The sequence below is a fragment of the Streptomyces sp. NBC_01244 genome (assembly GCF_035987325.1).
Lineage (GTDB): Bacteria > Actinomycetota > Actinomycetes > Streptomycetales > Streptomycetaceae > Streptomyces.
In genome coordinates this window covers 2,360,588-2,375,645 of record NZ_CP108488.1, presented here as the reverse complement: position 1 = coordinate 2,375,645, position 15,058 = coordinate 2,360,588, and the positions used below count along the sequence as shown (strand labels likewise).

The following is a 15,058-nucleotide window of genomic DNA, read 5'->3' as shown; positions in this document are numbered from 1 at the left end:
CCTTCCCACCGCACACCCAAAGGTGATTCCACATGCTTTCTCATGCCCCGTCCGCCCCGTCCGCCCCGTCCGCCCCCGCCCAACTCGACGTCGCCGCAGGGCTGCTGGCCCTGCTGCGCGATACGACGACCGAACCGCGCCCCGACATCCAGCTCGAGGCCCTGACCCTGGCCGTGGCCGCCGACCTGCCCGTCCTCCTGTGGGGTGAGCCGGGCATCGGCAAGACCGCGGCCCTGACCCAGCTCGCCGCGTCGCTGGACCTCCCGCTGACCACCGTCATCGCCAGCGTGCACGAGCCGTCCGACTTCTCCGGCCTGCCCATCGTCGGAGACGACCCCGCGGAGCAGGGAGTGCCGATGGCCCCGCCGGACTGGGCCGTGCGCCTGGTACGGGCCGGCCGGGGGCTGCTGTTCCTCGACGAACTGTCCACCGCACCACCGGCCGTACAGGCGGCCCTGCTCCGCCTCGTGCTGGAGCGGCGGATCGGCGCGCTGCGGCTGCCGCCCGAGGTCCGGATCGTGGCCGCGGCCAATCCGCGGTCCTCCGCGGCCGACGGCTGGGAGCTGAGCCCGCCCCTGGCCAACCGCTTCGTCCACCTCCAGTGGACGCACGACCACGACGTGGTGGTACGCGGCCTCGGCGGGACTTGGCCCCGCGCCACCCTGCCCCGGCTGGACCCCGAACGGCTCCCGGAAGCCGTGGACTTCGCCCGCCGTGCGGTGTGCGGGCTGCTCGCCGCCCGGCCCAAGCTCGTCCACCGGCTGCCTTCGGGCGAAACCCGCCGCGGCGGTCCCTGGCCCTCCCCCCGGAGCTGGGAGATGACCCTCTGCCTGATCGCCTTCGCGACCGCGGCCGGCTCCTCCCGGGACGTGCTCTCCCTGCTGGTCCGGGGAACCGTGGGCGACGGTCCCGGGCTGGAGCTGCTCGCGAGCCTGGACCGGATGGACCTCCCGGACCCCGAGGCGCTGCTCGCCGACCCGGCGGCCGCCGTCCTGCCCGAGCGCGGGGACCTGCGCCAAGCCGTGCTCGACGGTGTGGTCGAGGCGGTGCGGGGGCGCCCGGAGAAGTCCCGCTGGGACGCGGCGTGGGCGCTCCTGGCCCGGGCGCTGGAGACCGGTGCCCCGGACCTGGTGGTCGTTCCCGCGAGCACGCTCGCCGCGCTGCGCCGCGAGGGCTGGGAGGTCCCGGCCGCGATCGACCGGCTCGCCGGGGCCGTGGCCCTGTCCCGGCGTGCCGACCGGGCGGCCGCCCGGTCGGGCGTGCCCGTCACGGCGGGCCGATGACGGCCGTGACGCTGGACCTGGACAAGCTCTACTCCGCCCGGCTGCACGCCGTACGCGTGCGGCCGTACCTGGCCACGGCGCTGTTCGCCCTGCACGTCGTGGAATCGCGCCGGGTCCCGACGATGGCCGTCGACCGCCACTGGCGCTGCTACGTCTCGCCCGGCTTCGTGGACCGCACTCCCGTGGAGGAACTGGCCGCGGTCTGGGTGCACGAGGTGTCCCACCTGCTGCGCGACCACCACGGACGCGGGGACCGGGCCGCGCGGGAGCACGGGCTGACCGGCCCGGGGGAGCGGCTGCGGATGAACATCGCGGCCGACTTCGAGATCAACGACGACGCGTACGGCGACGGGCTGGTCCGGCCCGAGGGCGCTGTCCAGCCGAAGGCCGTGGGGCTGCGGGAGGGGGAGCTCATGGAGGAGTACCTGACGCAGTTCGGACTCGGGCCCCGCACGCAGCACATGGCCTGGCTGGACTGCGGCAGCGGCGCCGACGGGCTGGAACGGGAGTGGGACCTCGGACCGGACGGCGCGCACGGCCTGAGCGAGCAGGAACGGGACGCGGTCCGGTTCCGGGTGGCGCAGGGCATCACCGGCCGGCCGGGGAACACCCCGAGCGGCTGGAAGCGCTGGGCGCAGGAGGTGTACCACCCGCCGCAGCCCTGGCGGGAGTTGCTGGGAGCGGCCGTCCGCTCCGCCACCTCCGGATCAGGTGCGGGCGACGACTACACCTACAGCCGGCCGTCGCGGCGTTCGGCCGGGGTGCCGGGCGCCGTGCTGCCGAGCCTGCGGCGCCGGCCGCCCCGGGTCAGCGTGGTCATCGACACCTCCGGGTCCGTCAGCGACGCCGAACTGGGCAGCGCGCTCCTGGAAGTCACTGCCATCTCCCGCGCCGTGGGCGGCCGCCGCGACCTGGTCACCGTGGTGCCGTGCGACGCCTCGGCCCGGATCGCCCATCCGCTGTGCCGCGCCGAGGGGATCCCGCTGCTGGGCGGCGGGGGTACGGATCTGCGCACGGGCTTCGCCACGGCGCTGCGCTCGGCGCCCCGGCCGGACGTGATCGTGGTCCTGACCGACGGGCAGACGCCCTGGCCGGGCACGCGGCCGCCGTGCCGGACGGTGGTGGGGCTGTTCCCCCGGACGGGCCGCAGGCGTTCGTGGGACGAGGACGGTGACTACGTCCCCGACGCGCCGCCCGCCTGGGCGCGCGTCGTGGAGATCGGCTAGCCGGGCGGCGTACCGGCGGCTACCGCTTCGGCCAGTACCAGAGGGGTTCGTCCAGCGGGCCCTCGCGCCCGGCCACCTCGGTCTGGCCGAAGTCCTTGACCAGGGTGATGGTCCGCAGGTCCACGCGGTGCCGGCGGACGCCCGCGGCCAGGGCTTCCGCCAGCGGGGCGGCGTGCGTGACCACCACCGTCTGGGTGTCCCGGGCCACCGTGAGGATCAGGTCCGCGAGGGGGCCCAGCAGGTCGGGGTGGAGGCTGGTCTCCGGCTCGTTGAGCACCATCAGGGCGGGCGGGCGCGGGGTCAGCAGGGCGGCCGTCCACAGCAGGTAGCGCAGCGTCCCGTCGGAGAGTTCCGCCGCGCCCAGCGGGCGCAGCAGCCCGTGCTGGTGCAGCTCCAGCTCGAAGCGGCCGTCCCGTTCCGAGACCGCCACCCGGCTGCCCGGGAAGGCCGCCTCGACGGCCGCGTCCAGCGCCGCGTGGTCGCCGGTCTCCCGGATCGTCTGGAGCGCGGCCGGCAGGTCGGAGCCGTCCGCGGCGAGTACCGGCGTACGGGTCCCCACGCGCGGGGTGCGGGCCGGGGCGTCGGCGTCCGTGCGGACGTGGTCGTAGAACCGCCAGGAGCGGATCCGTTCGCGCAGGGCCAGCAGGTCGGGAGCCAGTTGCGGGTCCGCGAGTTCGCTGAGCACGGAGTCGTACGGGCGCAGGGCGCCCTGGGTGCGGTGCCAGCCGCCGTCCGCGGTCCGGGTGCGCACGGCGGGCCCCGCACGGTCCGAGAGCAGGGCGGCGGGGCGCAGGACCGGCCCGGCCCAGGTGCACTCCCGTTTGATCTCGGGGTCCAGTCCGAAGAGCGAGCCGCGGACCGGCGCGGGGTGGCCGAAGTCCACCGCGTAGCCGAACTCGTCTCCGGCGAAGCCGAGCCGCAGGCTCACCGGTTCGGAGCGGACGGTCGGCTCGACCGCGTACCGGCCCTCGCGCACGGCCCGCCCGGTCTTCTCAGGGCCGGCCCACAGGGTGGAGGGCAGTCCGCCCTCCCGTGCCAGCGCCGCGATCGCACCGCCCCGCGCGGAGTCGGCCAGCAGCCGCAGGGACCGGTACAGGCTGGACTTGCCCGTGCCGTTGGCGCCCGTCACCACGGTGAGCCGGCCGAGGGGGACGACGAGCCGGCGCAGGGAGCGGTAGTTCTCCACCGCGAGGGTCGTGATCACGTCGTGCTCGTGAGCCGGTCGTGCGCAGGCGCCGGCCGTGCCGTGTCGCGTCCGTGCCGTGGGGCGGTCATGCCTCCGGGTGCTCCTCGGGGGCGAGGAAGCGGCCCATCGGCAGCACTTGGCGGCCCCAGGTGCTCGCCATGATCTGCCCGGCGAGCAGGTACGTGGCTCCGAGCGCGGCCAGCAGGCCGCTCCAGCCGGTGATCCGGTTCCAGACCACGGAGCCGGTGAACCCGCTGATCGTCATGGCCACGAAGACCACCAGCACGCACGTGAAGGTGGACAGCAGCACCAGGTGGATCCGCCAGCTGCCGATCCACAGCACGAACACCACGAACACCCACGGCAGCGTGAACAGCCCGCTCACGTCCCCGCGCAGCGCCGGATCGGTGGCCGGCAGCACCCACTGGAGCAGGAGGGCCTTGGACATCCAGAACAGCCCGAAGCCGCCGAAGACGGTGGCGTGCCAGGTGTCGCCGCGCTGCGCCTGGAAGAGCCCGGCCAGCAGCTGGGCGAGCCCGCCGATGAAGAAGCCGACCAGCGGCAGCACGGAGTGGCTGAGCTTCTCGGGGAAGATGCCCGCGTCGATCCCGGTGGCGATGGTGGTGACGACGATGAATCCGGTGAGGCCGAGGGGGCCCAGCTGCGCCTGCGCGCTGGGCTCCATCCGCTTGACGGAGACGGCCTGTTCGGCCGGTCCCATGCGGTTGCGGACGTGGATCGGGTTGTTCATCGCACGGCTTCCCGCTCCGGCAGGGCGTCCGGACCCTCGGGGAGCCCGCTGCCCACCGCCGCGCCCGCCTTGCCCCTGCGGCCCGCCGCACAGGCCAGCGTGATCGCCGAGCCGAGCACCGCCCAGCCGCTCAGGACCAGCAGTGGCCCGGTGATGTCATTGCCCTTGAAGTACGCGATCGAGCGCCCGGCGTACGTGCCGGCGCCCGGCGGCAGCCACGGGCCGATGGCCTTCCAGAACGGCGGCAGCAGCGGGTACGGGTAGGCGCCGCCCGCGCTCGGGTTGCCGAGCACCACCACCAGCAGGATCGCCAGGCCGATGCCGACCACGCCCGCGAGGCCCTGGAAGGCCAGGGTGATCGCTCCGACCGCGAAGACCACGAGGGCGCCGAGTCCCCACAGACCCCAGATGCTGCCGGGCAGCGCACCCAGGATCGGGTCCGCGATGACCGCGCCGAGAAGTCCGGCCGCGACGGCGTACACGAAGAGCGCGCCGAGCCGGATGATGGCGCGGTGCACGTTCGCGGGCCGGGCACCCGCGCTGATCGCGAGGATCGCGGCACACAGGTAGCCGCCCACGCACCAGCCCACGACCAGGTAGAACGAGCTCAGGCCGCGCCCGTCGCCGGCGGCCGCGGGTGCCACGTCCACGACGCTCACGGTCCGGCCCCGGGTCTTCTCGACGAGGCCGACGACCTCCTCCAGGGCCTGCGACAGGGAGGCCCCGGCGCCGCTCGCGACCAGCAGCTTGTCGGTCGTGCCGGCCGGGTCGATGATCAGCGCGCCGTCCACGTCCCGGTTCTGGATCTGCCGGAGCGCCGTCGCCTCGTCCTGTACGGCACGGGGGTCGAGCGGCTTGCCCGGCAGCGCGGAGAGCTGTTTCGCCGTCTGCTCGGCGATCGGCGCGGCCGGCGCGGCCACCGCGATGGGGATCTCGCTGGGCTTGGGGTGATGGAAGGCCCCGATGTACGAGGTGATGAAGGCGAGCTGGAGCGCCAGTACGCCCAGGACCAGGAGAGCGGCCCGGGTGGTGACGGCGTCCTTGATCTCGGCGAGGAAGCCGCCGGACTGCCCTGGGTCTGTGTGGGTGGACTGGGTCATGTCTCACACGCTCGGCGTACCGGGCGCCGGGCGCAGCAGGGGAGGGCCGAACGGATGACGGCCGTCGGAGCGGACCGCGGATTTTTTACCGCCGCGTAACTTCCCAGTTTTGCTACTCGCCCGTAATTTAGCGGCTGCAGCACCCCCTTGTGATCCGGATCACGGGATGCACCCCCACGTACTTCCCGCGCCATCCCTCGTTACTCCCCTTGAGCCGCAAGGAGATCACACGATGCTGCCCTGGAGACGCCTGCTCCGCCCGCTGGCCGTCCTCACCCTGACCGCCGCCGCACTCGTCGCCCCCACCGGAGCGGCCCAGGCCGCCTCGGCGCCGAGCAGCGGTTGGAACAACTGGTCCTGCAAACCGTCCGCCGCCCACCCCCGGCCCGTCGTCCTGGTCCACGGAACCTTCGGGAACTCCGTCGACAACTGGCTCGGCTTCGCCCCGTACCTCGTCCACCGGGGCTACTGCGTCTACTCCCTCGACTACGGGCAGCTGCCCGGCGTCCCCTTCTTCAACGGGCTCGGGCCCATCGAGGCGTCCGCCGGGCAACTCGACGTCTTCGTCGACAAGGTGCTCGCCTCCACGGGAGCGGCCGAGACGGACATCGTCGGCCACTCCCAGGGCGGCATGATGCCGCGCTACTACCTGAAGTTCCTCGGCGGCGCCGCCAAGGTCAACGCCCTGGTCGGGCTCGCCCCCGACAACCACGGGACGACCCTGCTCGGCCTCACCAAGCTCCTCCCGTACTTCCCCGGGGCCGGAGACCTGATCAGCGAGGCCACCCCGGGCCTCGCCGACCAGATCGCCGGATCGCCCTTCCAGAACAAGCTGAACGCGGGCGGGGACACCGTCCCCGGAGTCGCGTACACGGTGATCGCCACCCGCTACGACGAGGTGGTCACCCCGTACCGGAGCCAGTTCCTCACCGGGCCGAACGTCCGCAACGTGCTGCTCCAGGACCTGTGCGCGGTGGACCTCTCGGAGCACGTGGCCATCGGGCTCACCGACCGGATCGCCTGGCACGAGGCGGTCAACGCCCTCGACCCGGCGCACGCCGACCGGACCACCTGCGCGTCGGTCTTCTCCTGACGGCGGCGGGCGGCCCGCGGTGCGGGCCGCCCGTCCGTCACCGGTCACCCGCCACCGGTCCCCGGTCAGCGGCCGTGGCGGCCCGGGGTCGCACGGCGCCGCGCCAGCCCGAACAGCACGGCCGCACCCACGGCCAGGACGCCGGCCCCGCCGATCGCGATCACCGGCGTGGCGCCGCTGCCGCCCGTCTCCGCGAGATCGGTCCCGCTCTGCGAGGGGATCGGGGACGGGGAGCCGCCGCCGTTCGTCTTCGGGTCGTTGTCCCCGTGGCCGCTGTGCTCCACCGTGGACTTCGAGGCGCCCTGGGAGATCTGCTCGTCGGTGGGGGCCGAGGGGATCTCCGAGGGGAGCTTGGACGGCCGCCCCGAGGGCACGGAAGTCGGCTTCGTGCTCGGCTTCGAGGTCGGCTTGGCAGTGGGCCGGCCCCCGCCGCCACCCGTGCCACCGGTGCCGCCCCCGCCGTTGTCCTTGCCGAAGACCACGTCCGAGCAGGTGTAGAAGGCCTCCGGGCTGTCCGAGCGCTGCCAGACGCTGTAGATCAGGTGCCGGCCGGTCTTCTTCGGGACGGTGCCGGAGAAGACGTAGTCGCCGCTCTGCATGCCCGGGTCCGTGACCTTCGCGAAGGGCGCCGCCTCCAGGTCGGACCACTTCAGCGGCTTCGACGGGTCGTAGCCGTCCTTCGTCACGTACAGCTCGAAGGAGCCCTTGTGCGGGGCGGTCCCCTTGTAGCGGAAGGTGTGCGCGCCCGCGGCCATCGGGCTCGCCGGCCAGTCGGCGCGCGCCAGGTCCAGCCCCCTGTACTTGTCATTGCCGGCCGAGCACAGCTGCCCGTCCGGGATCAGCGCCTTGCTCTGACCGGCGGCGTTGGCGATGTTCACCGCGTTCCAGTCGTAGAACGCCTGCGCCCCGCTCGCCGCCACCGCCGCCTTGCAGGCCGCCGACTTGGGGGACTCCGGCCCCTCCGCGTAGCACGCCGCCACCCGGCTCACCGGGTCCGTCATCGAACCGTGGGCGGCCGCCGGAACGGCGGCGTACGCGGCCACCGCGAGCGGGGCGAGGCCGGCGGCGGCGATGCGGGCGGCGGTACGGCGTGCGGGCATGGCGGATCTCCTCTGGGCACGGCACAGGGCTGCGCGAGTGGTGGGTGCGCCGGAAGGCCGAGGCTGGGCGGCGCCGCCCCTCACGGGTTCGCGGCGCCGCCTCCGGCCCTCCCTGGCCCAGCCAAACTAACCGCCCGAACCCCGCGTTCCACCGGGTTCGGGCCCCTGGAGCCGATCCTTAGGGCGCAGTTAAGGAGCCACTAAGCGGGGCCTACAGATAGCGTGCCCGGCAGTGCCGCGGCCGCCGCCGGGCCGCTCCCCGGTCAGGACAGCAGGGCGCCCAGGCCCGCGGCCGAACGGGCCTGGGCGTCCAGGGCGTCGAGGGCCCGTACCGCCTCGGCGGCCGCTTCGGGGTCGGTGTCGCAGAGCCCGCTCTCGGCGAACTCGTCCTCGTCGAGCCGCAGTACCGAGCTCCCGTCGGCCGACACCCACAGGTCGAGGTCCAGGTCTTCGATCAGGATCACACCGTCCCGCACCGACGCCGGGCGGGTGACGTCGCAGTACCAGCCCTTGAGGACGCCCTCGCCCGTCCGCACCTCCTTGACCGCGTACCAGCGGTCGCGCCAGAAGTGCTCGGTGAACACGTCGCCCGGCTCGAAGCGGACGAAGCCGAAGTCCCGTACCCCGGGGGCCGCCCAGGGGGCCCGTACGGTGATCCGGGTGCCCGTGTCGGCCACCAGCTCGGCCGGGTAACGGATCTTCGTACGGCCCGCCTTGGTGAGGGTGACGGTCAGCTGCGCGGTCATCGGAGTGTCTCCAGATCTCTCGGTTTCGTTCAATTGTCCGATGTGGGAAGGTGCTTGGCGAAGCGGGTCTCGGTCGCGCAGATCTCGTACCCGAACCGGCTGTTGATCGCGAGCATCGGGGCGTTGCCGGTGTCGTTGCCGGTGAACGCCTCCGTGTAGCCCGCCGTGCGGGCCCGCAGCAGCGAGTCGGTCTTGGCGGTCCGGGCCAGTCCCAGCCCGCGGTACGGGCGCAGGGTGCCGGTCATCGCGGAGGAGTAGCGGGTGCCTCCGTCCGTGTGGGCCGCGGTGAAGGCGGCCACCTTGCCGTCGACCAGGACCACGGTGGTGAGGTCCAGATCGAGGTAGGGGTGGTTCCAGGTGTGCCGCAGCCAGTCCTCGTAGTCGTCGAAGTCCTGCGACACGTCGCCCGGTTCGTCGGAGCTCGCCGCCGCGTCGGCCTCGAAGAGCGGCCGCGGGTCGGCGGCGAAATCCGAGCCGGCGCGCAGTTCGGTCCCCGCCGGCAGGTTCCCGGGAAGGGCGGGCAGCGCGGCCGTGGCGAGGTCCAGGCGCAGGAAGTGCGCGGAGCGGGAGGCGCGGTAGCCGTGCCGCTCGGCGAAGGCGCGGTGCGGCGGCTCGTCGAGGACCCAGGCGTACGCGTCCTGCGCGCGCTCGGCTCCCAGATGCTCCTCGGCCGCGCCCAGCAGGGCGGCCCCGGAGCCGAGCCCGCGGTGAGCGGGGTCGACGTAGGCGTTGACGAACCCCTGGCCCGGTTCGGGGCTGTCGTAGACGATGCCGACCTGGGCGGTGCCCACGACGAGGCCCTCGGCGTTCTCGGCGACGAGGAGGCGGTAGCGCTTGTCGGGGTGGGCGGAGGCCACTTCGAAGGCCACCCCGAGGGCGGTGCTGATCATGAAGGGGAGGGCGGCGCGGCGCACCCGCACGACGGACTCGGCGTCGGTCGGGTCGTTCGGGCGCAGATCCCTGATGGTTGTGATCACGTCTGCGACGGTATGGGCGGCCGGGGGTCGGGCGCCTGCGAATTTCCCGGCGGATGGGGGACAATCGGCCGCGTGACCTCGACTTCCCCGCACCTGAAGATCCGCATCGACGGCGCGGCGGGCGCCGCCGCCCCGTACGAGCAGTTGCGCGCCCAGATCGCCGCCGGGGCGCGGGCGGGCCGGCTGCCCGCCGGGTTCAAACTGCCGACGGTCCGCGGGCTGGCGGAAGAACTGGGGCTGGCGGCGAACACGGTCGCGAAGGCGTACCGGACGCTGGAGTCGGACGGCGTGATCGAGACGCGCGGCCGGGCCGGCAGCTTCGTGGCGGCGTCCGGTGACGGTCCCGCCCGGGAGGCGGCCGCCGCCGCGCAGGCCTACGCGGAGCGGGCGCGGCGGCTGGGCCTGACCTTCGACGAGGCGACGGCGGCGGCGCTGGACGCGCTGCGCGCGCGGTACGCGGACTGACGGCCGGACGGCTCCCCGCGCGGCGGCGGCCCTGCGCGGCGGCGCCCCTGTGTGGCGGCGCCCCGCCGGTCAGTCCTTGCGCGGGAACAGGCGGGCCTGGAGGTGGTGCTGCATGGGCTGGCCCACGGCCGCCATCTCCTGCACGATCGTCAGCCCGCCCTCCTGGAGCGCGTACCGGCGCTTCATGCCGGTGACCTCCTTGGCCCGCGGGGTCAGCCCCACGGTGTCGGTGGCCATCTCGATCTCCGTACCGGAGACCCGGCCGACGTACGTCTCGACGATGCCCGTCGGGTGGGCGAGCGTGACCTCGACCGAGGCGTCCGGGAGGATGCGCCACCACCCGGTCTCCCGCCCCGCGGGGCGCAGGGCCGTGCCGGAGTCGTCGATCAGCCAGGCGCGGGACTCGTAGCAGAGGAAGGGCCGGCCGTCGTGGCTGAAGGTGATCTCCTGCTCGTACCGGAACCCGTGCTCCAGCGTCGGGTACTCGCCGCTGCCCCGGCCGTGCCAGCGTCCGATGAGGCCGAGCACCGGCTGGAGCTGCGGGTGCGGCTCGGGGCCCTCGCCGAGGACGTGGCTGTCGGGGAAGGGGTTGACCTGCGCCGGTTCGAGCACGGTGGGTTCTCCTGTTCGTGGTTCCCCCGAGGGTGCGCGCGGCCGGTGGGGGCCTTCGGCCGCGCCCTCATTGTCCTCGCCGTGCACGCCGCACCCGGACCCGCCGCACCCGGACCCGCCGCACCTACAGGTACATGCCCGCCTCCGTGTCGTGGCCCTGCGGCGGAAGCAGGGCGGCGGGGCCCGAGGCGCCGCGGCGCAGGGCGTAGAGCTCCGCGAGCGTCGCGCCCTCGCGGGAGATGCCCTCGTCGGTGCCGAGCCAGTCCACCGCCTCGCGGTGCGTCAGCCGGCCGATCTCGATGCGGGCGAGGCAGCGCCCCGGCCGGACCACCGCCGGGTGGAGCCGCTCCAGGTCCTCGTTGGTCGTGACGCCCACCAGGACGTTGCGGCCCTGGCCGAGGAGGCCGTCGGTGAGGTTCAGCAGCCGTGACAGCGCCTGCCCGGCGGTGTGCCGGGCCTCGCCGCGGATCAACTCGTCGCAGTCCTCGAGCAGCAGCAGCCGCCAGCGGCTCTTCGCGGTGCCCTCGTCCTCGCCGATCGCGATGTCCATCAGGTAGCCGATGTCGTTGAACAGCCGCTCCGGGTCCAGTACGCAGTCCACCTGGCACCAGTCCCGCCAGGACCGGGCGAGCGTGCGCAGGGCGGAGGTCTTCCCGGTGCCCGGAGGACCGTGCAGCAGGAGCAGCCGGCCGGCGATGTCGTCCGGGGTGACCTTCATCAGCCGGTCCATCGCCCCGGCCACCGGAGCCGTGTAGTTGGGCCGCACCTCTTCCCAGGTGCCGGCCGCGATCTGCCGGGTCGTGCGGTAGGGGCCGCGGCGCGGGGAGACGTACCAGAACCCCATCGCGACGTTGTCCGGCTGCGGTTCGGGCTCGTCCTGCACGCCCTCCGTGGCCTCGCCGAGCACCCCGGCGGCGAGTTCCTCGCTGACGGCCGTCACCGTCACGTCCGCGCCCCGGCTCCAGCGGGAGACGAGCATGGTCCAGCCCTCGCCCTCGGCGAGCGTCGCGCTGCGGTCGCTGTCACGGGCGGAGCGCAACACCGTTGCTCCGGACGGCAGCAGGGTGGCTCCCGGCTTGACGCGGTCGATCGACACGCTGTGTGAGTGGGGCTGCTCGCCGGACGCGAAGCGGCCGAGGAACAGCGCGTCGACGACGTCCGACGGGGAGTCGCTGTCGTCGACGTTGAGCCGGATCGGCAGTGCGTCTTGAGGGTTGGCTGGCATGGCGCCCATGATCCGGCACGAACTGGCCTCATGCACCCGTGTTTCGCCGGAACGGGTGGCGGGATTCCCTCTTCAAACGCCGTGCGGGTGAAGATTCGCGCCGCATGTCTGCCCCGAACATTCTTGGCATGGACACTTCCAGCGGACCCCGGCTCCTTGTACCACGGACTCAGGAGTAACTCCGGAGTAACCCCCCACGAGGAGCCGCACACATGAGCATGAGAATGCCTCGTTTCGCCGCCTTGGCCTCTGCCCTGTTACTCGCCGCGGGCGCGGCCCTGTTCGGAGCCGGCCAGGCGACCGCCGCCGCCGACTTCGGCTACGTCGCCCTCGGCGACTCGTACTCCTCCGGCGTCGGCGCCGGCAACTACGACAGCGCCAGCGGGAACTGCAAGCGAACCACCCGCGCCTACCCGGCCCTCTGGGCCGCCGCACACTCCCCCCAGACCTTCTCCTTCGCCGCCTGCTCGGGTGCTCGTACGGGTGATGTGATGAGCGGCCAGCTCGCACCGCTGAACGCGGGCACCGACCTCGTGAGCATCACCATCGGCGGCAACGACGCCGGATTCTCCGACGTCATGACCACCTGTGTCCTCCAGTCCGAAGCCACCTGCGTGAGCCGCGTCAACCAGGCCAAGGCCTACGTCGACTCCACCCTCCCCGGCCAGCTCGACACGGTCTACAACGCCATCCACAGCCGGTCCCCGGGCGCCCGCGTGGTCGTCCTCGGCTATCCCCGCTTCTACAAGCTGAACGGCAACTGCGTGGCCGGGCTGTCGGAGGGCGAGCGCGCGGCCATCAACGGCGCCTCCGACTACCTCAACGCCGCCATCGCCAAACGCGCCGCCAACCACGGCTTCGCCTTCGCCTCGGTCGCCGGCGCCTTCACCGGGCACGAGATCTGCTCCGGCAGCGAGTGGCTGCACAGCCTCAACTGGCTGAACATCGGGGAGTCCTACCACCCGACCGCCGCCGGACAGTCCGGCGGCTACCTGCCCGTCTTCACCAGCGCCGCCTGACGCGTCACGGACTGGCCGTCGGACCCGGGTTCGGTGACGGGGAAGCGGGCGGTCCGGACGTACCCGGGGAGGAGGCCCCGCCCGTCGGGGTCTCCTCCTCGCACGTCACCGAGAACTCCAGCCAGGCCGAAGCCACCTCCGACGGCGCCCGGACCTCCAGCCGCACCGCGTCCTCGAGGGTCGTGTTCGGGTGGTGCGTCAACTCCGTGTGATCCAGCCGTACGCTCCCCGGTCCGCCCGCCGGATACGCGAGGGTCCGCCAGCCGGGGCCGGAAGTCTCCCCGCTGCGCGTCGCCCACCGGTACTCCACCACCGCCGGCGTCCGGTCCACCGCCACGGTGGCGGTGAAGGCGGGGGCCTCGGCGGCGGGCGCCGGGCACACGCCCCGGTAGGTGTCCCGGAGGGCCTGGACGGCGGACACGGTGATGCCCGGCGGCGGCGTGGCCGAAGGGGAGGGGGAGGGGGACGGCGAGGGCGAAGGGGACGCGCTCGGCGTGGGGGTCGGAGAAGGCGAAGCGCTCTGCGTGACGGTCGGGGCGGTCGTCGCCCCGTCTCCGCCGTCCCCGCCCGTGTCGCGGTCCCTCAGCAGCAGCCATCCCAGCAGCACCACCACCGCGAGCATCACCACGATCCCGCCGGCCAGCACCGCCCCGGCCCCGTTCCGCTCGGGCTCCGGGGGATACGCCGGCGCCGACCCGGTCCCCGGTGCGGGAGCCGGCAGCGGAGGGGTGGGGTGGCCGTACCGGTGCCGCATCACGGAGGTCGGGCCGTCCGCCCCCGCCACCGGAACCGGCGCCGGACCTGACACCGGCCCGCCGGAGGCCCGTACGGTGGTCCCGCCGGCGCCGACGATGCGCAGCATCCGGGCCGCCTCCGCCGCGGACAGCCGCTCCCCGGGATCCTTGACCAGCAGTCCTTCCAGGACGGGCGCCAGCGGCCCGGCCCGCAGCGGCGGCGGGAAGTCTTCCTCCACCACCGCCCGCAGCGTGGCCACCGGGGACTCCCGGTGGAAGGGCGACACCCCCTCCACGGCCAGGTACAGGGTCACCCCGAGTGCCCACAGGTCCGACGCGGGGCCCGGTTCCTGTCCCAACGCCCGCTCGGGCGGCAGGAATTCGGGGGAGCCGACCACCTCGCCGGTCATGGTGATGGCGCTGGAGCCCTCCAGGCTGGCGATCCCGAAGTCGCCGAGCACCACCCGGCCGTCGTTGGCGATCAGCACGTTGCCCGGTTTGACGTCCCGGTGCAGCACCCCCGCCTCGTGCGCGGAGCGCAGTGCGGCCAGCACCTGTTCGCCGATGTGGGCGGTCCGCTGCGGGGTGAGCGGGCCGTCGCCCTCCAGAACCTCCGCGAGCGAGAGTCCCCGTACGATCTCCATCACGATCCAGGGCCGGCCGTCCTCGGTGGCCACGTCGTAGACGGTGACCACGCCCCGGTGCGAGACGCGGGCCGCGGCCCAGGCCTCCCGCTCCAGCCGCCGGTACATCCGGGTCACCTCGGCCTCGTCCATACCGGCCGGTGCGCGCACTTCCTTGATGGCGACCTCGCGCCCCAGGACCTCGTCCCGGGCCCGCCACACCATGCCCATCCCGCCGCGGCCGAGCGGGCCCAGCAGGCGGTAGCGTCCGGCGATGACGCGATCGCCGGCGCCGTCCCCGTTCGACGCGGACTCAGTCACCGAAAGCCTCATTCACGCGCGCCCCCAAGAGCGTTACCGGACGATCACTCCAAGTTAGCGCAGAGCGCGCGCCGTGGCTCCGGTCGCGACAGGAGTCACGCAGTCGGCGCCGACGTGGTTCCATGTCCCGCACACCCCGCCGGATTTCGCGGAGAGTGACGATCGACTCCGCTGAGTAATCGTCAACTCCCGCTCGCCACACGGGCAATTCACACCACCGGGATACCCGTGCACGACGTGGGGACGATAGGGTTACCCTGCCCGGTGGGCCGGGTGCCCTCGTACGGGTGGGGAGAGACATGGAACAGATAGCAATGCGCAGCAGGCCGCCTCGCGTGCCTGCCATCACTTGCGGGAGCGGTGCGACCAGTTCGCGCCTCGACCGCCACCTCGCCGTGCTGGGCGGTCCCGCCGTCCCGCACCGCGAGACCGCCGAGGCGACGCTGCTCATGCGTGAGCTCACCTCGCGCGACCACACGCACCGGCTGCGGAGCCGGAGCGCGCGCGTATCGCTCTTCGCGCCGCTGCGGAGGCTGCGGCGCACCCTCTTCGGCAGCCGCCGTTCGTAGGCGTTCCCGCTTCCGTCCCCGCAGCGCC

Annotated in this window: 15 protein-coding genes; 6 read left to right on the top strand and 9 right to left on the bottom strand. The window is 73.6% G+C overall.

The genetic code is table 11. The features are described from left to right. Positions 1-32 precede the first annotated feature (32 nt). Positions 33-1,283 (top strand): AAA family ATPase, encoded by a 1,251-nt coding sequence (locus tag OG247_RS10475; protein WP_327251980.1) that lies wholly within the window; start codon positions 33-35, stop codon positions 1,281-1,283. Then, positions 1,280-2,509 carry a vWA domain-containing protein gene (locus tag OG247_RS10470; protein WP_327251979.1) on the top strand — a complete coding sequence of 410 codons (1,230 nt, stop codon included), beginning with the start codon at positions 1,280-1,282 and terminating at the stop codon, positions 2,507-2,509. Before OG247_RS10475 ends, OG247_RS10470 begins: the two co-directional genes overlap by 4 nt. 19 nt (positions 2,510-2,528) lie before the next feature. Here OG247_RS10470 and OG247_RS10465 read toward each other — a convergent pair whose 3' ends face one another. From OG247_RS10465 to OG247_RS10455, 3 genes are all read right to left on the bottom strand, one after another. After that, the gene (locus tag OG247_RS10465; RefSeq protein WP_327251978.1) at positions 2,529-3,713 is read right to left on the bottom strand and encodes an AAA family ATPase; all 1,185 of its coding nucleotides are present in this window, start codon (positions 3,711-3,713) and stop codon (positions 2,529-2,531) included. 67 nt (positions 3,714-3,780) lie between these two features. Continuing rightward, positions 3,781-4,446, bottom strand: coding sequence for an acetate uptake transporter (locus OG247_RS10460; RefSeq protein WP_250740280.1), 666 nt, complete (start codon positions 4,444-4,446; stop codon positions 3,781-3,783). Further along, positions 4,443-5,546, bottom strand: coding sequence for a DUF3533 domain-containing protein (locus OG247_RS10455; RefSeq protein ID WP_327251977.1), 1,104 nt, complete (start codon positions 5,544-5,546; stop codon positions 4,443-4,445). The genes OG247_RS10460 and OG247_RS10455 overlap by 4 nt, the downstream gene beginning before the upstream one ends. Before the next feature lie 232 nt (positions 5,547-5,778). On the opposite strand from OG247_RS10455, the gene OG247_RS10450 reads away from it, so the two are divergent. Further along, positions 5,779-6,639, top strand: coding sequence for an esterase/lipase family protein (locus OG247_RS10450; protein WP_327251976.1), 861 nt, complete (start codon positions 5,779-5,781; stop codon positions 6,637-6,639). 65 nt (positions 6,640-6,704) lie between these two features. Here the strand turns inward: OG247_RS10450 and OG247_RS10445 are convergent, their stop codons facing one another. The 3 genes from OG247_RS10445 to OG247_RS10435 all read right to left on the bottom strand — a co-directional run bounded on the left by OG247_RS10445 (position 6,705) and on the right by OG247_RS10435 (position 9,462). Beyond that, the gene (locus OG247_RS10445) at positions 6,705-7,739 is read right to left on the bottom strand and encodes a lytic polysaccharide monooxygenase (RefSeq protein WP_327251975.1); all 1,035 of its coding nucleotides are present in this window, start codon (positions 7,737-7,739) and stop codon (positions 6,705-6,707) included. 263 nt (positions 7,740-8,002) lie between these two features. After that, positions 8,003-8,485 (bottom strand): DUF402 domain-containing protein, encoded by a 483-nt coding sequence (locus OG247_RS10440; RefSeq protein ID WP_327251974.1) that lies wholly within the window; start codon positions 8,483-8,485, stop codon positions 8,003-8,005. 29 nt (positions 8,486-8,514) lie between these two features. Beyond that, on the bottom strand, positions 8,515-9,462 hold the full coding sequence (locus tag OG247_RS10435; protein ID WP_327251973.1) for a GNAT family N-acetyltransferase: 948 nt from the start codon (positions 9,460-9,462) through the stop codon (positions 8,515-8,517). Between the two features lie 72 nt (positions 9,463-9,534). Between OG247_RS10435 and OG247_RS10430 the strand changes: the two genes are divergently transcribed. Beyond that, on the top strand, positions 9,535-9,927 hold the full coding sequence (locus tag OG247_RS10430; RefSeq protein ID WP_327251972.1) for a GntR family transcriptional regulator: 393 nt from the start codon (positions 9,535-9,537) through the stop codon (positions 9,925-9,927). 69 nt (positions 9,928-9,996) lie between these two features. Here OG247_RS10430 and OG247_RS10425 read toward each other — a convergent pair whose 3' ends face one another. Then, positions 9,997-10,539, bottom strand: coding sequence for an FABP family protein (locus OG247_RS10425; protein WP_327251971.1), 543 nt, complete (start codon positions 10,537-10,539; stop codon positions 9,997-9,999). A gap of 124 nt (positions 10,540-10,663) precedes the next feature. Next, positions 10,664-11,764 carry a DUF5925 domain-containing protein gene (locus OG247_RS10420; RefSeq protein ID WP_327251970.1) on the bottom strand — a complete coding sequence of 367 codons (1,101 nt, stop codon included), beginning with the start codon at positions 11,762-11,764 and terminating at the stop codon, positions 10,664-10,666. 218 nt (positions 11,765-11,982) lie between these two features. Between OG247_RS10420 and OG247_RS10415 the strand changes: the two genes are divergently transcribed. Beyond that, entirely contained in the window at positions 11,983-12,783 is an 801-nt protein-coding gene (locus OG247_RS10415) for an SGNH/GDSL hydrolase family protein (protein WP_327257411.1), read from the top strand. 4 nt (positions 12,784-12,787) lie between these two features. Here the strand turns inward: OG247_RS10415 and OG247_RS10410 are convergent, their stop codons facing one another. Next, positions 12,788-14,461, bottom strand: a complete 1,674-nt coding sequence (locus tag OG247_RS10410) for a serine/threonine-protein kinase (RefSeq protein ID WP_327251969.1) — start codon at positions 14,459-14,461, stop codon at positions 12,788-12,790. 299 nt (positions 14,462-14,760) lie between these two features. Here OG247_RS10410 and OG247_RS10405 point away from each other — a divergent pair, with 299 nt between their 5' ends. Continuing rightward, entirely contained in the window at positions 14,761-15,030 is a 270-nt protein-coding gene (locus tag OG247_RS10405) for a hypothetical protein (protein WP_030720225.1), read from the top strand. Positions 15,031-15,058: the final 28 nt, after the last annotated feature.